The sequence below is a fragment of the Gilliamella sp. M0320 genome (assembly GCF_016101635.1).
GTDB lineage: Bacteria > Pseudomonadota > Gammaproteobacteria > Enterobacterales > Orbaceae > Gilliamella > Gilliamella apis.
On sequence record NZ_JACFQD010000001.1, the window covers coordinates 13,086 to 35,364 of the forward strand.

At 34.1% G+C, this 22,279-nt stretch carries 18 protein-coding genes; 11 read left to right on the forward strand and 7 right to left on the reverse strand.

Annotated elements, in window-relative coordinates; genetic code table 11:
* The first annotated feature begins 518 nt into the window (after positions 1-518).
* The 5 genes from H3T83_RS00070 to murJ all read left to right on the forward strand — a co-directional run bounded on the left by H3T83_RS00070 (position 519) and on the right by murJ (position 9,760).
* Entirely contained in the window at positions 519-2,636 is a 2,118-nt protein-coding gene (locus H3T83_RS00070; RefSeq protein WP_198214769.1) for a TonB-dependent siderophore receptor, read from the forward strand.
* A gap of 525 nt (positions 2,637-3,161) precedes the next feature.
* Entirely contained in the window at positions 3,162-5,426 is a 2,265-nt protein-coding gene (locus tag H3T83_RS00075) for an aconitate hydratase (RefSeq protein ID WP_198214770.1), read from the forward strand.
* A gap of 21 nt (positions 5,427-5,447) precedes the next feature.
* The gene (icd, locus tag H3T83_RS00080) at positions 5,448-6,710 is read left to right on the forward strand and encodes an NADP-dependent isocitrate dehydrogenase (protein ID WP_198214771.1); all 1,263 of its coding nucleotides are present in this window, start codon (positions 5,448-5,450) and stop codon (positions 6,708-6,710) included.
* 17 nt (positions 6,711-6,727) lie between these two features.
* On the forward strand, positions 6,728-8,083 hold the full coding sequence (locus H3T83_RS00085) for a citrate synthase (RefSeq protein WP_086365700.1): 1,356 nt from the start codon (positions 6,728-6,730) through the stop codon (positions 8,081-8,083).
* A 138-nt stretch (positions 8,084-8,221) separates the two neighbouring features.
* Positions 8,222-9,760 carry a murein biosynthesis integral membrane protein MurJ gene (murJ, locus tag H3T83_RS00090; protein ID WP_198214772.1) on the forward strand — a complete coding sequence of 513 codons (1,539 nt, stop codon included), beginning with the start codon at positions 8,222-8,224 and terminating at the stop codon, positions 9,758-9,760.
* Between the two features lie 404 nt (positions 9,761-10,164).
* Here murJ and H3T83_RS00095 read toward each other — a convergent pair whose 3' ends face one another.
* Entirely contained in the window at positions 10,165-10,308 is a 144-nt protein-coding gene (locus H3T83_RS00095) for a hypothetical protein (RefSeq protein WP_198214773.1), read from the reverse strand.
* Positions 10,309-10,720: 412 nt separating this feature from the next.
* Here H3T83_RS00095 and H3T83_RS00100 point away from each other — a divergent pair, with 412 nt between their 5' ends.
* Positions 10,721-11,659 (forward strand): hypothetical protein, encoded by a 939-nt coding sequence (locus H3T83_RS00100; protein ID WP_198214774.1) that lies wholly within the window; start codon positions 10,721-10,723, stop codon positions 11,657-11,659.
* Here the strand turns inward: H3T83_RS00100 and dusC are convergent.
* From dusC to H3T83_RS00130, 6 genes are all read right to left on the reverse strand, one after another.
* Positions 11,656-12,615: a tRNA dihydrouridine(16) synthase DusC gene (gene dusC / locus H3T83_RS00105; protein ID WP_086354313.1), complete on the reverse strand. Its 960-nt coding sequence runs from the start codon at positions 12,613-12,615 to the stop codon at positions 11,656-11,658. The two genes, H3T83_RS00100 and dusC, sit on opposite strands and share 4 nt — an antisense overlap.
* Positions 12,606-13,385, reverse strand: a complete 780-nt coding sequence (locus H3T83_RS00110) for a molybdopterin-synthase adenylyltransferase MoeB (protein WP_198214775.1) — start codon at positions 13,383-13,385, stop codon at positions 12,606-12,608. Before H3T83_RS00110 ends, dusC begins: the two co-directional genes overlap by 10 nt.
* Positions 13,386-13,464: 79 nt before the next feature.
* Entirely contained in the window at positions 13,465-14,784 is a 1,320-nt protein-coding gene (locus tag H3T83_RS00115) for an amidohydrolase (protein WP_198214776.1), read from the reverse strand.
* A gap of 21 nt (positions 14,785-14,805) precedes the next feature.
* Complete coding sequence (locus tag H3T83_RS00120; protein ID WP_065577773.1) at positions 14,806-15,255, reverse strand: hypothetical protein; 450 nt, start codon at positions 15,253-15,255, stop codon at positions 14,806-14,808.
* Between the two features lie 10 nt (positions 15,256-15,265).
* On the reverse strand, positions 15,266-16,042 hold the full coding sequence (locus H3T83_RS00125) for a DUF3100 domain-containing protein (protein ID WP_065650838.1): 777 nt from the start codon (positions 16,040-16,042) through the stop codon (positions 15,266-15,268).
* Between the two features lie 44 nt (positions 16,043-16,086).
* Positions 16,087-16,632 carry a cysteine hydrolase family protein gene (locus tag H3T83_RS00130; RefSeq protein WP_065614344.1) on the reverse strand — a complete coding sequence of 182 codons (546 nt, stop codon included), beginning with the start codon at positions 16,630-16,632 and terminating at the stop codon, positions 16,087-16,089.
* Positions 16,633-16,917: 285 nt separating this feature from the next.
* Here H3T83_RS00130 and aspS point away from each other — a divergent pair, with 285 nt between their 5' ends.
* The 5 genes from aspS (at position 16,918) to H3T83_RS00155 (ending at position 22,271) form a co-directional block, all read left to right on the forward strand.
* On the forward strand, positions 16,918-18,675 hold the full coding sequence (gene aspS / locus H3T83_RS00135; RefSeq protein ID WP_198214777.1) for an aspartate--tRNA ligase: 1,758 nt from the start codon (positions 16,918-16,920) through the stop codon (positions 18,673-18,675).
* 10 nt (positions 18,676-18,685) lie between these two features.
* Positions 18,686-19,153: a dihydroneopterin triphosphate diphosphatase gene (gene nudB, locus H3T83_RS00140; RefSeq protein WP_065614346.1), complete on the forward strand. Its 468-nt coding sequence runs from the start codon at positions 18,686-18,688 to the stop codon at positions 19,151-19,153.
* A complete protein-coding gene (locus tag H3T83_RS00145; RefSeq protein ID WP_065650835.1) occupies positions 19,150-19,566 on the forward strand; it encodes a hypothetical protein in 417 nt (138 codons plus the stop codon). The genes nudB and H3T83_RS00145 overlap by 4 nt, the downstream gene beginning before the upstream one ends.
* Positions 19,567-19,622: 56 nt before the next feature.
* Positions 19,623-21,086 (forward strand): 4-hydroxy-3-polyprenylbenzoate decarboxylase, encoded by a 1,464-nt coding sequence (ubiD, locus tag H3T83_RS00150; RefSeq protein WP_110453032.1) that lies wholly within the window; start codon positions 19,623-19,625, stop codon positions 21,084-21,086.
* Positions 21,087-21,200: 114 nt separating this feature from the next.
* Entirely contained in the window at positions 21,201-22,271 is a 1,071-nt protein-coding gene (locus H3T83_RS00155; protein ID WP_198214778.1) for an SEL1-like repeat protein, read from the forward strand.
* Positions 22,272-22,279: the final 8 nt, after the last annotated feature.

A 22,279-nucleotide genomic window follows, 5' to 3' on the forward strand; every position in this document is an offset into this window, starting at 1 on the left:
CGCTCACGACCCACCACCCTTTTTCATCAATATAAAAAACAACTCAAATAAAATTAATAGATAAAGCGATGAGAACGCTAGCGTTCGACAAATTCGTCAGGAACGAATTTGAACAACACAACGTGTTGGCCCTGAAAGGGTGAGACACAGGATGTGTCGAATAATCTAGCTCACGACCCACCACCCTTTTTCATCAATATAAAAAACAACTCAAATAAAATTAATAGATAAAGCGATGAGAACGCTAGCGTTCGATAAATTCGTCTGAATTATTTCAATTATCGTTTATTCAATTTTTTATCATTTCTAAAATTTGCTTAAACTAGTAAATTGGTCCCTAACTAAAATTAATTAAATTTCCTAATTATATAAATTAATTTCAATAAGATATGAGTTGATAACCTTTTTTAATTGATTAAAAAATATAAAATAATTTGTAAATGCAAACAATAATCATTATCATTATTTGTTGTTATTTTGAAATTAATTAGATAACACAGCAAATAATAGGAAAAATAATGAAATTAGTTAATCAATTAGTCTTACCTTGTATATTGGGCTCATCAGCTTTTATAGTTAATGCCCAAGAAAAAGTTAATGGTGATAATGATATTGAAACTATGAAAGTTGTCGCAACTATTAAGGATAATAATGATCAGCGCATAAAAAAATCATCAACAGCAACTAAAACATCCTTTGATATTAAGGATATACCACAAACCATCAATTCGGTTAATCTTGAACAAGAGAAAATTTATGGACAAAACGACCTAAGTGTTATTGTCAATAAATTGCCTGGTGTAGATGCAACCTATGATATGCGGGATGAAGGCATAAAAATTAGAGGCTTTTCGGCAAGTTCTGGTGATATTTACCGAGATGGTGTTCGTGCAAGCGGACAGGTTAGGCAAAGTACCGCTAATATTGAGCGAATTGAAGTACTAAAAGGGCCTGCCTCGGTACTCTACGGTCGAGGTTCTGGTGGCGGAATAATAAATATGATCAGTAAACAAGCCAACTTTGATTTACCAACGACATTAAGTATTCGTGGTGGATCTTGGGATAAATATGGTGGAATGGTAGATATTAACCATGTTTTACATGATAAGCTTGCGGTACGAATGACCATTGATCATCAATCGGATAAAAGTTTTCGTAAAGGTATTAAACAACGAGATACAATGATTTCTCCAAGTTTATTGTACGATAATTTGGAAGGATTTAATTGGTTAGTACAATATACTAATGATAAATTATGGCGTAAACCTGATCGGGCTCCAGCTTATTATGATTTACCTAAAGGTGTTTCGATTAAAACGGCTTATGCGCATCCAGATGACTATGTCAAAGATAATTTTAATTCATTACGTTCGGTAATGGGATATCAATTCAATCATAATTGGTCTATCAAATTAACGAATATGTATCGTAAAGCTGATCAAAATTTTGATCATCTTTATGCGGGTACTTATTGTGATCTGAATGGAAAAACTAGCAGAAAAGCCTCTTGTAACTACCAAGGTAAATTGAAATTCCGTCGAGCTTGGCAAGAAACTTCAAACAAAACCTATAGTAATACGCTTGATTTAGCGGGTAAATTTGCTACGGCAAGTATAGCTCATGATATGTTAATTGGAATTGAATATAATATTGAAAAACGACAACCTCGATTAGCTTTAACTAATGAATATCCAGAAGCAATTGATCCGTTTCATCCTCATTGGAACTCTAAAAAGCCTCGCTACAATAAATTAAGTACTAAGACAAATCATAAAGCTACATCTAAAGGATTATATTGGCAAGATCTCATTAGTTTTACTGAACAATGGAAATTACTGGCAGGATTACGTTATGATAAATATGAGTTTGCTTCGGATAATAAATTAAATCATCAAAGTCGTTCTTATGAGGGTCACTCTTTAAGCCCACGGATAGGATTAATTTGGCAGCCGATAGAGTCACAAAGTTTTTATGCTTCTTATAGTAAAAATTTTGCACCCTATGGTGGTCGAGGCATGATAACTATTGCTACTGATTCTAAGACGGTCTATGATGACAAACCTCAATATTCACGCCAATATGAAATCGGGATTAAGAGTGATTGGTTTAATGATAAGCTATCTTCTCAAATCGCCCTCTATGACCTTGAACTATATAATGTTCGTTATCAACCAGATGCCGTCAATGACCCTTATAATTGGCAGGTTAGAGGTAGTGATCGAAGCCAAGGTATAGAATTAAGTGCAATAGGACAATTGAGCAAAAATTGGTATATCAATAGTGGTGTTGGTTATCAACAGGCTAAAGTTCATAAAGATAAAAAAACACCTGATAATAAAGGTAAATATTTATCTAACACAGCCAAACATAGTGGTCATATTGGTGTTCGTTATTTACCTTACGAAAATTGGTTTACCGAAGTCGAATTTAATTATAAAGGTTCGATGTATAACGATGATAAAAATCTGGTTAAGCGTTCAGGTTATGGAACATGGAATGCGGCTGTAGGTTATCAAACACGATCTGTTGATATAACTTTAGCTGTAACTAATTTATTGGGTAAAGAGTATTGGCGATCAAGTAGTATGCCGGGAACACCTAGAGCTTTCTTACTAACTGCTAGTTATAAATTATAATTGTTAATAAATATTTGTCAGAGCTAAATTAGGTTTTGATACATTAAAGAGGGAATAGTATTCCCTTTTTTAATTATTCTTATCTTTTAACGACTGATTAAATAATTCTGAGCATCTAATTTGAATAATGAGATTAATGTTAAAAAACTTAAAATAAAATTTAGATGTAGCAAAAAATCATTTATTAATATCAAAAAACATCCTTATTTTGCTATTTTATGGCTTAAAAACCCCTCTCCTCAAAATTTTTACATTATTTTTACTTATACAATTTGCTAATTTTGAATTTTCTTTAATGTGCATAATATTTAATATTCCGCTAGTATAGAATTTGTACTAGTTAACAAGTCTAAACTAATTACTACTAATAATATTGATATCAGCAATTACGTTAGGATTGCATAAAATAAAAACAATGCTATATTATATGAATAATTAATCAAAAAAATAGAATAAATATTCAATTATTGTGCTTGTGAATAGAGCTTTAAAGGATATTATAATATCAGCAATGGGAGCTTCATTATGGTTTTCGATATTGATTTAATAAAAGGTATTTATCAAAGTTATCCACAAAAAATTGATGTTATCCGCCAGAAAATTGGAAAACCATTAACATTGACGGAAAAAATTCTCTATGCTCATCTGGCTGAAGGAGAGGAACTTAAAGCTTATAAACGAGGGGAAGATTATGTAAATTTCTCCCCCGATCGTGTCGCGATGCAAGATGCAACCGCACAGATGGCACTATTGCAGTTAATGAATTCAGGCCGTAAACGAGTTGCAGTTCCATCAACAGTCCACTGTGATCACCTTATCCAAGCTTATAAAAATGCCCATGATGACCTGATTATTGCTGAAAGTAATAACCATGAAGTTTATCAATTTTTACGTGATGTTTCGAACAAATATGGTATCGGATTTTGGAAGCCTGATGCTGGTATTATTCACCAAGTGGTGCTGGAAAATTATGCCTTTCCTGGTGGGATGATGATTGGTACCGATTCACATACCCCTAATGCCGGTGGTTTATCCATGATTGCAATTGGTGTTGGTGGTGCTGATGCTGTTGATGTAATGGCTGGTATGCCATGGGAACTGAAAATGCCAAAAATTATTGGCGTAAAATTGATTGGCAAATTATCGGGTTGGGCATCACCAAAAGATGTCATTTTAAAACTAGCCGGTATCTTAACAGTTAAAGGTGGTACTAATTCTATTATTGAATATTTTGGTGAAGGTACTGAGTCATTATCTGCCACCGGTAAAGCAACGATTTGTAATATGGGGGCAGAAGTGGGAGCAACGACTTCAATCTTCCCTTATAGTAAAAAATCTGCTGATTATCTTAGCATGACCGGTCGTCAAGAAATCGTTGATTTTGCTAATACATTAACCGATTGTTTCAATCCTGATAAAGCGGTATTAGAACAACCTGAAAATTATTACGATCAAGTTATCGAGATTAATCTATCGACGTTAGAACCTTATGTTAATGGCCCATTTACTCCTGACTTAGCTTATCCTATTTCCCAGCTTGCCTCTGCTGTTAAGGAACATGATTATCCTGATAATATGGAAGTTGGACTTATTGGCTCATGCACTAACTCTTCTTACGAAGATATGATGCGCGCAGCCTCAGTGATTGATAATGCCAATAAGTTAGGCTTGAAAGTAAATGCCAAGCTAATTATCAATCCTGGTTCAGAACAAGTTAAATATACTTCAAAACGGGATGGTATTTTAAGTCGTTTTGAACAAGCTGGTGCAGCTATTATGGCTAATGCATGCGGGCCTTGTATTGGGCAATGGCGTCGAGATGATGTTGCCGATGAACACAAAAATTCGATTGTCACTTCGTTCAATCGTAATTTCGCTAAACGTAATGATGGTAGCCCAAACACCTATGCATTTGTTTGCTCGCCAGAAATAGTAGTAGCGCTATCAATTGCTGGTAAATTAAGTTTTAATCCATTAACCGACAATCTCATCAATGATAAAGGTGAAAAAGTGAAGCTTCCTGAACCCATTGGCGATGAGTTACCAAAACAAGGATTTGCTGTCGATGATGCCGGTTATATTGAGCCGATGGCTGATGGTAGTTTAGTTGAAGTTCGTATTGCACCTAATTCAGAACGGTTGCAACAGCTGTTACCTTTCTCACCTTGGGATGGTAAAGATATTATTTCGCAACCGTTATTGATTAAAGCAACCGGTAAATGTACCACTGACCATATTTCAATGGCCGGTAAATGGTTAAAATTTCGTGGTCATTTAGATAATATTTCCAATAATATGTTAATTGGTGCGGTTAATGCTTTTAATCAGAAAACCAACAGTGTGTTGGATGCACAAACTGGCGATTATGTTGAAGTCCCTGCGTTGGCTCGTAAATTAAAAGCACAAGGAGTCGGCTCAATAGTCGTTGCTGAAGAGAATTACGGTGAAGGTTCGTCAAGGGAGCATGCCGCAATGGAGCCGCGCTTTTTAAATGTTAAAGCAATTGTGGTTAAATCGTTTGCGCGTATTCATGAAACTAATCTGAAAAAACAAGGCATGCTTGCATTAACCTTTGTTAACAAAGATGACTATGACAAGATTCGGGAAGATGATCAAATTAGCATTACAGGACTTTGCGATTTTGCACCGGGTAAAAATTTGACATTAACCCTTCATCATCGTGATGGTAGTCAAGATTCTTTTGCAGTGGCGCATACTCATAATCAAGCACAAATTGAATGGTTCAAAGCGGGTAGCGCATTGAATAAGTTAAAAGAAGAATTTAAATAAGAAATAAGAGGAAGAGACAATATGAATCAGCAAGTTTCAATTGAAAATGGACAATTAGTCGTTCCAAATCATCCAACGATTCCTTTTATTGAAGGCGATGGCGTTGGTAAAGAGATTTGGCATGCTGCTCAAACTATTTTTGATAAAGCAGTTGAAAAGGCTTACCAAGGCAAACGTAGTGTTCTATGGAAAGAGGTACTTGCTGGTGAAAAGTCGTTTAATGCAAATGGATCATGGTTACCGCAAGAGACCATGGATGCCTTCAAACATTATCTTATCGGTATCAAAGGACCATTAATGACACCAGTTGGCGGTGGGATCCGCTCACTCAATGTTGCTTTGCGTCAAGAGTTAGATCTTTATGTCTGTTTGCGCCCAGTGCGTTGGTTTAAAGGTGTTGAATCACCGTTAAAGCACCCAGAAAAAGTCAGTATGACCATTTTTCGTGAAAATACTGAAGACATTTATGCCGGTATTGAGTGGCAACAAGGTACGGTCGAAGCTGAAAAGTTTTATCATTTTTTAGCTGACCAGATGAAAGTGACCAAAGTCCGTTTTCCTAACACTTCGGCTTTCGGGGTTAAACCTGTTTCTATTGAGGGATCTGAGCGTTTAATCCGAGCCGCAATTAACTATGCATTACAACATAAATTACCATCGGTTACTTTAGTTCATAAAGGTAATATTATGAAATTCACAGAAGGTGGATTTAAGCAATGGGGCTATGAACTTGCGGAAAGAGAATTTACTGACGTAGTATTCACCATGAATCAATATGCTAAAATTCAAAAAGCCGAAGGTAAGGCAGCAGCTGAACAAGCATTACAAGCCGCGAAATCAGCCGGTAAATTGATTATAAAAGATGTGATTTGTGATGCATTTTTACAAAATACCTTGTTAAAACCCGAGGATTATTCGGTTGTTGCGACATTAAACCTTAATGGTGATTATGTTTCCGATCAGCTTGCCGCCATGGTAGGTGGGATTGGTATTGCACCGGGCGCTAATATTAACTATTTAACCGGACATGCTATATTCGAAGCGACCCATGGTACCGCTCCTGATATTGCCGGCCAAAATCAGGCCAATCCATCATCACTTTTATTATCTGGCGTGATGATGTTTGAATATTTAGGATGGCATGAAGTTGGGCAACTAATTACTAATGCAATGGAAAGCTTATTTCAATCAGGCAAAGCAACTGCAGATTTAGCGCGCTTTATGCAAAATGGGCAACCATTATCAACAACCCAATTTACTCAAGCCGTTATCGATAATTTATAATTCAAAGGGGATGGTTAATGAAAGAAAAGTTCTTAGTTTATAAATTATCAGAAACCATTAAAAATACCAGTAAAATTGAATCTCAGCTATTCGAACAATTTAATGTAAAACGTGGATTACGTAATGCTGACCATACCGGTGTTTTAGTTGGGTTAACCAAAATTGGTGATGTATTAGGTTATGAACGCTTAGATGATGGCTCACTAAAACCAATTGCAGGTAAATTATTATATCGTGGTATTGATATTGAAGAGCTTGTGCATAATGCTCAACAAGAACAACGTACAGGTTTCGAAGAGACTATTTATTTACTCTTATCTGGTTCTTTGCCCGATAAAGAAGAATTACGTGATTTCTCACGCTTACTTTGTGAATCAATGGCATTAGAAAAGCAAACCAAGATTGCAATTATGGAGCTTGAGGGGCACGATGTAATGAACATTTTGGCTAGAACTGTTCTAGAAATGTATACTTATGATTCACTGCCAGATGATACTTCTCGTGATAATTTAATGCGTCAATCCATAGATCTGATTGCTAAATTTCCAGCTATTATTGCGTATGCTTATAATATGTTAAGTCATAGCGCTAAAGGTAAATCCTTACATATTCGCCATCCTCATGAGGATTTTTCAATTGCGGAAAATTTTCTTTATATGATGAAAGGGTCAGGAGGATATACAGAGTTAGATGTAAGAGTGCTTGATTTAGCCATGATAATTCATGCCGAGCATGGTGGTGGGAATAACTCAACTTTTACCGTTCGAGTAACGAGCTCAACGGGTACTGATACTTACTCATCAATTGCCGCTGGGATTGGTTCATTGAAAGGCCCATTACATGGCGGAGCAAATTTACAAGTCGGAAAAATGCTTAAACATCTTGCTGATGAGATTAAAAATTGGACTGACGTGAATGAAATTGATGCTTATTTACAACGTATTTTAAATAAAGAGGTCTTTGATCAAAAAGGGCTAATTTATGGTATTGGTCATGCTGTTTATACGGTATCAGATCCACGGGCAATGTTACTAAAAGAGATGGCATATAAACTCGCTCAAGAAAAAGGCCGTGAAAAAGAGTATAACTTCTTAAATTTATTAGAAGAACGAGCTATTCATGCGGTAGTGAATCGTAAAAATGCTCGAACCAAAAAACAAGTTTGTGCCAATGTTGATTTTTACTCTGGGTTTGTTTACGACATGATTGGTTTACCTAAAGAAGTTTATACTCCTCTATTTGCTATGTCGCGAATTGTTGGTTGGTGTGCTCATCGTATTGAAGAACTCAATTTTGATGATCGTCGAATTATCCGTCCGGCCTATAAAAATATTGGCCAACTTATGTCATTTACTCCTTTAAAAGATCGTTAGTTTATTTACCGTCAGTATTTCCTGACGGTAGCTGCTAAAAATATTGCTTATTAAAAAATCGTGGTGATTTAGAACAATAGTTTGTAGACTATGCCTAATTAATCGTTTTTGGCTATGTACTTTGTACATAAATTATATATGAATCTTTTAAAATCTTTAGCTACAGTTAGCTCAATGACAATGGTTTCACGAGTTTTAGGCTTTGTTCGTGATGCGATTATTGCCCGTTTTTTTGGTGCGGGGATGGCAACTGATGCCTTTTTTGTTGCTTTCAAATTACCAAATTTGCTTCGTCGTATTTTTGCAGAAGGTGCGTTTTCACAGGCGTTTGTACCGATTTTAGCTGAATATAAAAATCAACAAGGCATTGAGGCTTCACGTACTTTTGTGGCTTATGTCGCTGGGCTACTAACGCTAGTATTGGCTATTGTTACCTTGATTGGTGTTATAACTGCACCTTTTATAATAATGTTAACTGCACCTGGATTTATGCAAGACTCAACTGAAAAGTTTGAGCTTGCTACTGTGATGTTGAGAATAACATTTCCCTATATCTTTTTTATTTCACTCGCATCATTAGTGGGGGCCATACTTAATACCTGGAATCGTTTTTCTGTTCCTGCGTTTGTGCCAACTTTACTTAATTTAAGTATGATAGTTGGTACATTATTTTTAACACCTTATTTTAATCCTCCGGTACTTGCACTCGCTGTTTCAGTAGTTATTGGTGGTGTTTTACAACTGCTTTATCAGCTACCATATTTAAAAAAGATTGGTATGTTAGTTTTACCGCGAATTAGCTTCAAAGATAGTGGTGTTTGGCGAGTGTTAAAACAGATGGGGCCGGCTATTTTAGGTGTTTCGGTTGGCCAAATATCGTTAATCATTAATACAATCTTTGCATCATTCTTAATTTCGGGTTCTGTTTCTTGGATGTATTATGCTGACCGACTTATGGAGTTTCCAGCCGGTGTGCTCGGTGTGGCTCTAGGTACTATTTTATTGCCATCTTTAGCAAAAAGTTTTGCTAAAGGTGACCAAAAACAATATTCAGAGCTATTAGATTGGGGGCTTCGTCTCTGTTTTTTATTAGCTTTGCCAAGTACCGTAGCATTGGGTGTTATTTCAAAGCCATTAATATCAACTCTTTTTGAGTATGGACAATTTACTTTAAATGATACGTTAATGACTCAACGTGCTTTAATTGCATATTCAATTGGTTTACTTGGGATGATTTTAATTAAAGTATTAGCGCCTGCGTTTTATTCCAGACAAGATATTAAAACACCCGTTAAAATAGCCATTGTTACTTTGATATTAACTCAGTTAATGAATTTGGTATTTATTGGGCCATTACAACATGCAGGTCTCTCATTATCAATTGGGCTGGCAGCATGTTTTAATGCTGGGCTGTTATTTTGGCAACTTCGTAAAAAGAAACTCTATCAACCACAGCCAGGTTGGTATCGATTTTTAATCAAGGTCATTACTGCAGTTTTATTGATGTCAGCAGTATTGTGGTTTGGTGCACAGTTATTACCTGATTGGTCTACTGGCTCAATGTTAACTAGAATTAGCCGTCTATTCTTGTTAGTTATAATGGGTATTGGCATCTATTTTGGATCACTGGCTTTAATGGGTTTTAAAATAAAGCATTTTATTAAACGGATTGAATAAATATAGATAACAAGGAAGTAAGATGGAGAAAGCATCTTTTTTTAAATTGTCGATGATAGGTAGTACAATTTATTTGTTTCTGAGTTTTTTATTGATTATCTTTTATTGCTCTTATCTACCAGATATAGGTTTTTCACAAGAATTATTTTGGGATTATCTTAACTCCGTTAGCTTATTAGATTCGTTTTTTTTATATCAATTTTTTGAAGTGTTATGGCTTTTTGGAGTATTAACATTATTTCTTCATTTTAATAATATTTATCTTGTTAACTTACATAATATCCTTTTATTAATGCTATTAATATTAATGTATTCAGGCATCACTTTTTGTATATGGTGTTTTATTGACACTTATATTGATGAGCTCTCTTCTTTATCACAGCGTATATTATGTTATTCTGTATTCATTTTTCTTCATTATATTTTTTATTCTTTACTTCTGTATTATTTGATTGAACTATCAAAAAAATTTTTTTTAAAACATCGGCAACCTTTTCGTTTAACGCCCCAAAATAGTAGTTTAATTCATGCGATACTTTTTTTAGCATTTATTTGTCCAATTTTTTTTAGTGGATTTGAAATAATTGAAGTTTTTTACGATCTATCTGTTAATCCTAATTTAAAATTTACTTTTGTTCTTTTTATACTATTTTGTATGCGTGTTAGTAAAAAAAATTTCATGATTTCTTTTGATGAAATTCAATATGCAAGGTTATTTAAAAGTGTATTCGTATCCAGTGTCTTGTTGTTACTTAATGTTTTAATTTTTTTACTTCTTAGAGGAAAGTCTAGAAGTTTTTATTTTGATTATTCCTCGTTAATCTTAGATTATAATAAACTGTTTTTTTTAGTTGTATTTTTTCTTTTATTAACTTATCTAATTTTCAATAAAGTGACTAAATATTATTTTTTAAAATTTGATAATAAAAAATAATCAATGGAATGGAGTGTAATATACATATGGAAAAGAGTTTTTTTAAACTACCGTTGATAGGTTGTTTAATCTATTTTTTGTTAAACATATTATTGAATATATTTTCTTTATATTTGCACGCAGATGAACTTTTCTTAGGTAATTTTACTTGGTATGTATTTTTTAATGTACCTTTTTCATCTTTATTACAGTTTTTTTTTGAACACTATTTTATAGATTCCTTATTAGTTTTTGGCCTTTTAACTCTATTCTTTCATTCTGCCCATGTTTATGTTGTTAATAAAGTTAATATTATTTTGTTGATTATTATAATGTTGATTTATTGTATTGTTGCCTATTTCATAACAATTAATACGAACGTTTATTTAAAAATAGAATCGCCTTTGTTTCTAATATTTTTTAATATAGCATTTGCTATTATCCATTATGTACTTGATGCTTTACTTTTATATTATTTGATTGTTTTTTGTAAAGGTTATTTTATTAAAAGCCAAAATGAGTTTATTTTAACGAAAAAAGATTCCCCAAATATTCACTTCGTTCTTTTTTCTATTTTTAGTTGCTTTATATTGATTAAATGTTTTATCTTTCTAAATCGAGCCTTTTTAAATGTATTTAATGGTTCTATTTATAATTATTTAACGGCTATTTATTTGGTTGCGATATTATGTGGTTTTGTATTAAGCAAACAATCTTTTCATGTTTTCTTTGATAAAATTCAATATGAAAAACTTTTTAAAAGTGTATCAATATCAAGTGGTTTAATTTTCTTCTTTATTTTTATTGCCTTTACTATCATTGATAATAATCCATCAAAATACTATATTGATTCATTTATATCTGTTTTTAACAATATTAATAAATTACTTTTAGTGATATTGCTTATTTCATTGATTTGTCTAACTATTAATAAAACAACTAAATATTATTTTGGTAAGGCAGTATTTAGAAAGAGTCAAAATTAGTTAGATTCATTATCTAATTTGGTTTTCAAAAAATTACAGATTTCATTTTGTGATTTTAGTTGCCTGATTTCTGGTAATACTATTGATGCTTGTGGGTAATATTGTCTTAAATAAGCTAACCACTGCTTTATCCTAGCCGAATGGTAAAGTGGTTTAGCATCTTCGATGGATGTCATTGCATAACGAAGCAGTAATTGTATAACTTTATGCCAATTTAATGGTGAATGATTAAAACGAATTGTATTGGCTAAATTAGGAATATTAAGTATTCCTCGTCCTAGCATAATGTCATTTGTATGACTTTGTGTTATGCAATTTTTAGCATCTTCAGCAGAAAATATTTCACCATTAGCAATAACAGGAATGGTTAATTTTTGTTTAATTTTACCAATGGTTGGCCAATCAATTTTCTCGGCTTTATATCCATCTATTTTGGTTCGTCCATGAATAACAATTTCATTAGCACCAGCTTGTTCAATTGCTTCAGCTATTTCGTAACAGTGAGATTTATCATCCCAACCTAATCGAATTTTAACAGATAAAGTTGAGGCAGAGCCAATTGCTGTCCTAACTTGAGTTACAATATTAAATATTTGCTCAGGATATTGTAATAAATAAGCACCACCATGGCTGCCAACAACGGTTTTAGCTGGACAACCAAAATTGATATCTATGCCATAAGAACCTAGTTCAAGCGCTTTAATGGCATTTTCAGCCATCCATTCAGGAGATTGTCCTAATAATTGAACTCGGACTGGCGTTCCTGATAAGGTTTTTCCTTCATTATAAAGTTCTGGACATAGTCGATAAAAAGTTCTGTTTGATAATTTATGCTGAGTTACTCTTACAAATTCAGTTACACAATAATCAAATTGATTAATTTCAGTTAATATTTGCCGCACATGATAATCAAGAACCCCTTCCATTGGTGCTAAAATGATGCGATTTATTTGCATTTTAGCTCCTGTTTAGCATGTTGGTTTCCACACACAATACAATTAGTTTGTTTAGTAAATATGACTTGGTTAAATTCCATTGTCATACTATCAATCATTAGAACTCGACCAATTAAAGGTTTGCCATAATTGGTAAGTACTTTGATTGCCTCTAGAGCTTGCATTGAACCGAACATGCCAACTAATGGTGCCATTACCCCCGCTTCAATACAAGTAAGTTGGTCTTCACCAAATAATTGACTTAAGCATTGATAGCATGGTTGATTATCTTGATAATTGAATACAGTGAGTAAACCTTCCATGCGGATTGCTGCACCAGAAATTAATGGTTTCTTTTCGAGAAAACAACAGCGATTAATTTGTTCACGGCTGATTAAATTATCGGTGCAATCAATAACGATATCATGCTGTTTGATTAGCGAAATTAGCTCATTATCACTCAGTTTCTGATTAATTGTTTCAATAATCATATCGGCATTAATATTACATAATGCTTGTTTTGCGACTTCAACCTTATACTGATTTATTGATTGTTGAGTATATAAAATTTGTCTATTTAAATTCGACGCTGATATTGTATCAAAATCAATCAATGTTAGTTTACCGATGCCTGATGCTGCTAAATAGACGGCAGCAGCACAACCTAACCCGCCTAATCCTATAATTAATGCTGTACTATTTTTTAAAGTTTGCTGCTTGTCGATATCGAATCCATGCAAAGTGATTTGTCGGTCGTAGCGTAGCAATTCTTGATCAGAAAGCGTTAACATATGAAGTGATAGTTATTGTTGATAATGATTTGTATAGTATAACAAAAACTTGGCACATGATTGTGCCAAGTTTTTAACTTTATTTATCAAAACCCGATAGGAATGTTAAATATTCCTCTTTTGTCATAAGTGGTTGGTAATTTGTCATTAATGTTTGAGCTGATTTCGCATCATCATAAAGTAGATCAATAATGGTACATGCCATCATTTGTGCAGGGCGAATATAAGCCATATCTTCATCAAATACAGTGTAATCTTTGCCATGTAACACGCCTCTAACCGAACCAATCCAAGGATGACTTACTGGCATAATATGCGATAGATCACCTGTGTCGGTACTTCCTGTCATATGAGGTGCAATTGAAACGTTTTCTTCACCAATTAAATTTTCAGCATTTTGTTTTAGAAAATCATTGAGTGTTGGATTATTATTTAACGGCAGATAACCTGGAAGATCTTTAATTTCGCAAGTAGCACCAACAGCCATTGCTCCTGCCTTTAGTGCTTGATTAATTCTTTCATTCGCGTCAATCATGGCTGGTACATTAGCTGCTCGCACATAACTTTCCATTCTTACATCGCTTGGTACAACATTTACTAAATCACCACCTTGGGTAATAATTGGATGAAAACGAATATAATCTTTTTCTTGAAATGTTTCACGGATAGCATGGACACCCATCATTCCCATCATAGCTGCATTTAATGCATTTACACCAGCATGAGGAGCTGCGGCAGCATGGGATGCTTCACCTTTATATTTAATTAGTTTACCAATAAAGCCATTGCTTGTCGTTGAGATCTCAATAAAACCATCTTGGCGTTCATTTGGCACACTGGTTAAATGTATTTGTAATGCCATATCAACATCATCAAAATCACCGCGAGAAATTAATTCTGGTTTACCACCAATATATTTAATCTTACCTTCTTCTATTAATCGATTTCGATAGGTAATTTCAACATATTCTTCGGCTGGAACGGCAAATGGTACTACATCACCAGCTAAAAATTCCATGGCACCTGAATCAATTAATCCCATGGTAACCGCCATCATGTTGGCTATTTGGGCATTATGTCCACAGCAGTGAGCAGCGCCGGATGTTTCATCAGCAGCAGGGTGGTCGGCACAGATGATCGCATCTAGCTCACCAATAACCGCTATACTATATTTGCTACCTTTACCGCCTTTAAGACGACCTTTTACCCCGGTTAAGGCTAATTTATTTTTAAAAGGAACACCCAATTTCTCAAAAGCATCTTCTACTTTTTTAGCGGTTTTATGCTCTTTGTAACCGAGCTCTGGTTCTGACCAAATTGCCTCGGCAATTGACTTGATATCTGCTTTTCGATTGGCAATTGCATCGCAAACTTTTTTCTTTAGTTCTTCTTTTGTCATAAATAAAATCCTTATCTAAATTTAGATAACGCCTTCCCAGTGTAGTGTGACTTGAGCAATTATAGCTGCAAAAATAAATGTACCAGAAAAAACAGCTAAAGATACGGGAATAATGCGCCAAGAGATATTTTTAAATAACGCAAGATCTTTACCGATAGCTAATCCCGCATAAGCAAGTATAGGCGTACAAACTGCAAGTAATGACACTTGATCAGTAATTGCAACAATTTCTTGATGGTATGGGAATATTGGTGCTGACATAATAGCTGCAACTACAGATACCCATAAAATTACCGGTAATTTATTAAATCCGGGTAACTTACTTATTAACAGCCCTACAATAGAGATAATAACTAGCATCGCTACTGCTTCAAGCGATGAAATCAAATCAATTTTATATCCCACAGTGTTACCAGCTGCCATAATAATGGCGACTAAAATAAATACAAAAATCGTCTCGAAAATCTTCATTATGACATCCTTATTTTTTGCGTCGAAAACGGTCTAAAGTGTTATACATAAAAGAAGCGAAAGGCAAAGAAAATAGTGTGTAAATATACATACCCACCATTCCCGACATTAAATTCGCTGTGGTAGCATAAGCATTAATGTTTTCTGATAAGTCAGGATATAAATCGCTTATTGGTGCAAGTGAGGCTGCCATCATACTTCCACTACCTACACCAGCTCCCATTGCTAGCGCATATGGGTGTAGAATGTTCAATTTTGCTATTAAGCTGGCAAGAATACTCATCCAAATCGCACCATAAAGAGTACCGCAGACATACATAGCCATAACACCTCGACCTTCGGGTGAATCTAAACCATATTTATCTGCAACTATGGCGATATTAGGTTCGCGAGCTACCGAATAAGTAGCCCCAACAGCTTCTCGTTTCATACCTAAGATCATTGCTAATGGTAGGCCCAGTAAAATGGTTCCGGCAAAATGACCTAATTCTTGAAAAATTAGGGCTAGTTTGGCATCTTCTAAAATCATATCAATTTTCGGGCCTACAGCTACACCAAGTTTTGCGACAAGTAGAATTAATGTAACCATCATCACAAGACTTGCATTTTGCATATTTTTATTGGTTAATATTTTTAGTTTTGGGAAGCTAATAATGCCACCAAAAATCATTGCATATAGCATTGGATAAACAGCAATAATCCATATAGTTTGTCTGCCGATAAGCTCACAAATAATTACTACTAAAAAGGCAATTAAATGCAATTTATAGTCTCGTAAAACTTCCATTCTTGCTCCTTCTTTATTTTTTATCTGTTTTTATACTGCACTTTTTATACTACGGTTGCTCCTAAGGTATTTTGAAAATGCTTCAAAGCCCATTGATGGCCAATGGGATCAAAGCTTGCAACAGCATTTTGATGAATAACTAATTTATAACCTAAGTTATAGGCATCTACAGCCGTATGCAAAATACAAATATCAGTACAAACCCCAATCAGATGGATTTCAGTGATATGTCTTTCGCGTAAACGGAGGTCAAGATCCGTACCACAAAATGCTGAGTAGTGACGTTTATTGATCCAATAGATATTGTCTGAATATCGGTGTTGTTGGTAAAGTTGCTGTAATTTACCAAATAATTGTTGGCCAACAGTCCCAACAAGATTGTGAGGGGGAAATAGCGAATTTTCCGGATGGTATTTATCTAAAGGTTCATGAGCATCAATAGCAAAAACGATAAATTCATTATTGTTAATAAATGATTGAGTTATGTTTATCATTTCTGATTCAATTTGTTGACCTACGGAACCGGTTGTTAAAGCTCCATTATCAGCAATGAAATCATTAGTATAATCAATTGAAATTAAAGCTTTCATATCCAATAAACAACATTTAAATAATCCTAAAGCTTATTAATAAATATCAGTTATGACAAGTTATTAAATTAATCATTTTTCAAATTTATTTATAAAAGATGTATTTTGATTAATTATCTTATTGAATTTAAATAAATTTACAAATGATTATATAAATTAAAATTATTATCATAAACTGAGTATAAATAAATTAAATAAGGATTATTTTTATAGATAGTCTTTATCCTCCGATAAATTGCTCTATAATAATTATCATTTTTGGCAATTGTACACAGGATATATTTAATGAGAACAATTTATTGCGGACAATTAAACGCAAGTTATATTAATCAAGAAGTCACACTATGTGGATGGGTCAATAAACGCCGAGATTTAGGTGGAATGATTTTTATTGATATGCGTGATCGTGAAGGAATTGTGCAAGTTTTTTTTGATCCTGATTACCCACAAGCACACGAATTAGCTGGCGAATTACGTAATGAATTTTGTATTCAAATTAAAGGAAAAGTAAGGGCAAGACCTGAAGGTCAAGTTAATAAAGATATGGCAACTGGCGAAGTTGAAATTTTGGCTACTGAGCTGACTATTTTCAATCGTAGTGATGTCTTACCTCTTGATTTTAATCAAAACAATAGTGAAGAACAACGTTTAAAATATCGCTATATTGATTTGCGTCGACCAGAAATGTCTACCATTTTCAAAACTAGAGCCCAAATTACCGCATTTGTTCGTTCATTCATGAATGAGCATGGTTTTTTAGATATTGAAACACCAATGTTAACCAAAGCGACGCCGGAAGGTGCTCGTGATTATCTTGTACCAAGTCGTGTTCATAACGGTGAGTTTTATGCACTTCCTCAATCTCCGCAACTGTTTAAACAGTTACTGATGATGTCTGGTTTTGATCGTTATTATCAAATTGTTAAATGTTTTCGTGACGAAGATCTTCGTGCTGATCGTCAGCCAGAATTTACTCAAATTGATGTTGAGACCTCTTTTATGAGTGCCGAACAAGTACGTGAAATTATGGAGAAAATGATTCGTGAACTTTGGTTACATGTGAAAAATGTCGATTTAGGTCGTTTTCCAATATTAACTTTTGCTGAAGCAATGCGACGATTTGGTAGTGATAAACCAGATTTACGTAATCCACTGGAAATTATTGATGTGGCTGATTTAGTAAAAGATATTGATTTTAAAGTATTTTCAACACCAGCGAATGATCCAAAAGGTCGAGTTGCGCTACTTTGCGTACCAAATGGTGCACAATTGACACGCAAACAATTAGATGATTATACGCAATTTATCTCGGTATATGGCGCTAAAGGTATGGCGTGGATCAAAGTTAATGAACGTAACAAAGGTTTAGCAGGTGTACAAAGCCCAGTAGCTAAATTCTTTAATGAATCTCAAATGGAAGCTTTATTGAATCGTGCTGATGCTAAAGATGGTGATATTTTACTATTTGGTGCAGATAGTTATAAAGTTGTTAGTGATGCATTAGGGGCTTTACGTTTGAAAGTCGGTAAAGATTTAAGTATAACTGATGAGAATAAATGGGCAGTACTTTGGGTTGTTGATTTCCCAATGTTTGAAGAAACAGAGGAAGGCTTAAGTGCTATGCATCATCCATTCACATCACCGAAGGATTTCACGCCAGAGCAATTAATTAATAATCCTCAAAATGCGGTAGCTAATGCATACGATATGGTTATTAATGGTTATGAAGTAGGTGGTGGTTCTGTACGTATTCATCGAAGCGAAATGCAACAAGCTGTATTCTCAATTTTAGGTATTAATGAAGATGATCAGCGTGAAAAATTTGGCTTCTTACTTGATGCACTAAAATATGGTACACCACCGCATGCAGGTTTAGCCTTTGGCTTAGATAGATTAACTATGCTGTTAACTGGAACTGATAATATCCGTGATGTTATTGCTTTTCCAAAAACAACTGCAGCAACATGTTTGTTAACTGATGCACCTAGTCCAGCTAATCCAGCAGCGTTAAAGGAACTTGGTATTGAAGTGAGTCAAAAGTAACGGTATTTATATGCAAAAGTATAAGAACCCTGAGTCAGTTTTAGTTGTTATTTATTGTAAAAGCACTCAGCGAGTTCTTATGTTGCAACGTAAAGATGATCCTAATTTTTGGCAATCAGTTACAGGTAGTTTGGAAAAAAATGAATTGCCTAGGGATACGGCAATTCGTGAGGTTTTTGAAGAGACCGGTATAGATATTAATGGAAAAAATCTTAAATTAATTGATGCAAAACATGTGGTTGAATTTGAAATTTTCCCTCAGTTTAGATATCGGTATGCACCAGAAGTAAAGATAAATAAAGAGCATTGGTTTTATTTACCTCTTTGTGATGAGGTAACGCCAGTACTTACTGAACATTTATCTTATCAATGGTTAACTATAAATAGTGCAGCCAATCTTACTGTATCACCAAATAATGGTGAGGCTATTGGTAAAATTGGTTCAATTGAGAAAATTAATTTAAGAGATCAAAAATGAAATTTAATCAATATATCTTTTTGTTGTTTAGTTTATCCTTTCTAATATCAAACAGTTATGCTGAGATAAATATAAAAAGGTGCAAAGTTAATCAAGGTGACTACATCATTTTTGATGAGTATGATTCTCAAATCGCCGAAAAAATCATCGATTATAAATTACATAATCAACCCGAGAAACGAGAAAATAGTATTATTAAAATTTTCGCCAATGAAAATAGTGATGATCGTAATTATTGGTTAGCTTCGATTCAAACTGATAATAAAACTGAAGATTATTTATTTTATCAAGTAGATCAAAATAAATTTACTGAAATTGATCAGCAACAGTTTCAAATTTTATTACCTAAAATTGTTGGGTGTAATCAGATCAAAGAAGTTCCTATATATAGTGAAAATTTCGATGCAGATTAATTAATATTTATCAGCTTGTATTTGATTAATGTAATTTAGAGTTGAAAGGAGCAATAATGGCATTATCTAATTTTCGGGATTTTTTAGATTACCTTGAACAGCAAGGCGAACTGAAACGAATTAGTTATCCGGTTAATCCTCATCTTGAAATGACAGAAATCGCTGATCGTGTATTACGTTCACAAGGTCCGGCATTATTGTTCGAAAATCCAATTGGTTATAAAATCCCAGTGTTGTGTAATCTTTTTGGTACGGCTAAACGAGTTGCTATGGCGATGGGGCGAGAAGAAACTACAGAATTGCGAGCAATTGGCGAATTGCTCGCTTTTTTACGAGAACCTGAACCACCGAAAGGTATTCGACAATTTTTTGATGTTTTGCCTAAATATAAACAAGTTCTCAATATGCCGGTAAAGCGTCGTTCTTCAGCACCTTGCCAGGAATTAATTTTTAAAGATGATGAAGTCGATTTAACTCAATTACCTATTATGCATTGCTGGCCAGGAGATGTAGCCCCACTCGTAACTTGGGGGTTAACAATAACCAAAGGTCCTCATAAAGAGCGTCAAAATATTGGTGTTTATCGCTTACAATTATTAGGTAAAAATAAATTAATCATGCGTTGGTTATCACATCGTGGTGGTGCGCTTGATTTTGCTGAATGGCAAAAATCTCATCCAAATGAAAATTTTCCAGTTAGTATCGCAATAGGCGCAGATCCAGCCACTATATTAAGTGCCGTTACGCCAGTGCCAGATACATTATCAGAATACGCTTTTGCAGGATTGTTACGAAATAGTCGAACTGAAGTTGTTAAGTCATTATCAAATGAATTAGAAGTGCCAGCAACAGCTGAAATTATTCTCGAAGGTTATATCGATCCCAACGAACTTGCTGCTGAAGGCCCTTATGGTGATCATACTGGTTATTATAATGAAGTTGAAAAATTTGCCGTGTTCACGGTAACTCATTTAACTAGACGCAAAGATGCCATTTATCATTCCACTTATACCGGTAGGCCACCAGATGAACCGGCAGTAATGGGATTAGCATTAAATGAAGTGTTTATTCCAATATTACAAAAACAATTTCCTGAAATTGTTGATTTTTATCTTCCACCAGAGGGATGTTCTTACCGAATTGCTATTGTCACAATCAAAAAACAATATCCAGGGCATGCCAAAAGAGTCATGATGGGTATTTGGTCCTATTTAAGACAATTTATGTATACTAAATTTATTATTGTTTGTGATGATGATATTAATGCAAGGGATTGGAAAGATGTTATGTGGGCTATATCAACAAGAATGGATCCACACCGAGATACTACATTTGTTGATAATACGCCAATTGATTATCTAGACTTCGCTTCACCTGTATCTGGCTTAGGGTCTAAAATGGGATTGGATGCTACAAATAAGTGGCAGGGTGAAACAAATCGAGAATGGGGAAGCATTATTACTAAAGATGAAAAAGTGGTTGCCCATGTTGATAAAATTTGGCAGGAACTTGGTTTGTAATATATTTAACTAATTAATGGGAAAATAATGGATAAAGTTAATTGCAAAACAAAACTATTCCCTTTTGGAGCAATTATGTATAATTATTGCCAATATTATGGCATTTAGACAATTATGAAAAAACTTCAAATTATATTGGCTTTGATGTTATTTATCTCTTGTGGAGTAATGGCAAGTGAAGCTAAAACACAGCCTGATACGGAATTAAAAGTGAGCGACCCAGGTTCACTAATACCTTCTTTATTGCTTGCTGCTGAAAAGGGTGATATGCAATCACAATATAATCTCGGTACCATTTATAAACAAGGGTTAGGTGTTGAAGTTAATAATTTAAAAGCATTTTTTTGGTTCAATAAAGCTGCGGAACAAGGATTAGCTAAAGCACAAAATAATTTAGCTTATATGTATCAAAATGGATTAGGAACCAAAGCGAATTTATCTGAAGCATTCAAATTTTTTAAATTGGCAGCTGATCAGAATTATCCTTTAGCTAAATATAATTTGGCGTTAATGTATAAAAATGGTGAAGGAGTTGCTAAAGATATTTCTGCTGCGATTAATTATTTTACCCAAGCAGGCGATCAAGGTATTTATGATGCCTATTTAAATCTGGGTATTATGTACTTTTTTGGTGATGATGTAGAAAAAGATCGAATGATTGCTGCTGATTGGTTTAGTCAAGCTGCAAAAGATAATAATGCTGAAGCACAATATTATTTAGGATTAATGTCTCAAAATGGTGATGGTTTAACTCAGGATTATGTTGCAGCACTTTATTTTTATACGCAAGCCGCAGAACGAGGTCATGTATTGGCGATGTATAATTTAGGTATTATGTATGCAACTGGCTCGGGGACAAGACCAGATAATACTCAAGCAGCTCATTGGTTTACTAAAGCAGCCGAGGGTGGTAATGCTGATGCCCAATATAATATTGCTGTTATGTATGATGTCGGTGGTGGGGTCCCTAAAGACGAACAAAAAGCTATAGATTGGTATAATAAAGCCGCCAATCAAGGAAGTGTTGATGCTCAATATAATTTAGCTATTAAATACCTTGAAGGTCAGGATGTTAAACAAAATATTAATGTAGCTATTTATTGGTTCACCAAAGCTAGCGAGCAAGGTGATGAAGATGCTAAAGCATATTTGGAACAACTTTCTCAAAATAAAAAGGGCGAATAAGCCCTTTT

What these genes read in the sequence shown, in the direction of transcription:
- H3T83_RS00070 (WP_198214769.1), top strand. Translation starts at nt 519, where the DNA reads ATGAAATTAGTTAATCAATTAGTCTTACCTTGTATATTGGGCTCATCA.
- H3T83_RS00075 (WP_198214770.1), top strand. Translation starts at nt 3,162, where the DNA reads ATGGTTTTCGATATTGATTTAATAAAAGGTATTTATCAAAGTTATCCA.
- icd (WP_198214771.1), top strand. Translation starts at nt 5,448, where the DNA reads ATGAATCAGCAAGTTTCAATTGAAAATGGACAATTAGTCGTTCCAAAT.
- H3T83_RS00085 (WP_086365700.1), top strand. Translation starts at nt 6,728, where the DNA reads ATGAAAGAAAAGTTCTTAGTTTATAAATTATCAGAAACCATTAAAAAT.
- murJ (WP_198214772.1), top strand. Translation starts at nt 8,222, where the DNA reads ATGAATCTTTTAAAATCTTTAGCTACAGTTAGCTCAATGACAATGGTT.
- H3T83_RS00095 (WP_198214773.1), bottom strand. Translation starts at nt 10,308, where the DNA reads ATGCTAAAAAAAGTATCGCATGAATTAAACTACTATTTTGGGGCGTTA.
- H3T83_RS00100 (WP_198214774.1), top strand. Translation starts at nt 10,721, where the DNA reads ATGGAAAAGAGTTTTTTTAAACTACCGTTGATAGGTTGTTTAATCTAT.
- dusC (WP_086354313.1), bottom strand. Translation starts at nt 12,615, where the DNA reads ATGCAAATAAATCGCATCATTTTAGCACCAATGGAAGGGGTTCTTGAT.
- H3T83_RS00110 (WP_198214775.1), bottom strand. Translation starts at nt 13,385, where the DNA reads ATGTTAACGCTTTCTGATCAAGAATTGCTACGCTACGACCGACAAATC.
- H3T83_RS00115 (WP_198214776.1), bottom strand. Translation starts at nt 14,784, where the DNA reads ATGACAAAAGAAGAACTAAAGAAAAAAGTTTGCGATGCAATTGCCAAT.
- H3T83_RS00120 (WP_065577773.1), bottom strand. Translation starts at nt 15,255, where the DNA reads ATGAAGATTTTCGAGACGATTTTTGTATTTATTTTAGTCGCCATTATT.
- H3T83_RS00125 (WP_065650838.1), bottom strand. Translation starts at nt 16,042, where the DNA reads ATGGAAGTTTTACGAGACTATAAATTGCATTTAATTGCCTTTTTAGTA.
- H3T83_RS00130 (WP_065614344.1), bottom strand. Translation starts at nt 16,632, where the DNA reads ATGAAAGCTTTAATTTCAATTGATTATACTAATGATTTCATTGCTGAT.
- aspS (WP_198214777.1), top strand. Translation starts at nt 16,918, where the DNA reads ATGAGAACAATTTATTGCGGACAATTAAACGCAAGTTATATTAATCAA.
- nudB (WP_065614346.1), top strand. Translation starts at nt 18,686, where the DNA reads ATGCAAAAGTATAAGAACCCTGAGTCAGTTTTAGTTGTTATTTATTGT.
- H3T83_RS00145 (WP_065650835.1), top strand. Translation starts at nt 19,150, where the DNA reads ATGAAATTTAATCAATATATCTTTTTGTTGTTTAGTTTATCCTTTCTA.
- ubiD (WP_110453032.1), top strand. Translation starts at nt 19,623, where the DNA reads ATGGCATTATCTAATTTTCGGGATTTTTTAGATTACCTTGAACAGCAA.
- H3T83_RS00155 (WP_198214778.1), top strand. Translation starts at nt 21,201, where the DNA reads ATGAAAAAACTTCAAATTATATTGGCTTTGATGTTATTTATCTCTTGT.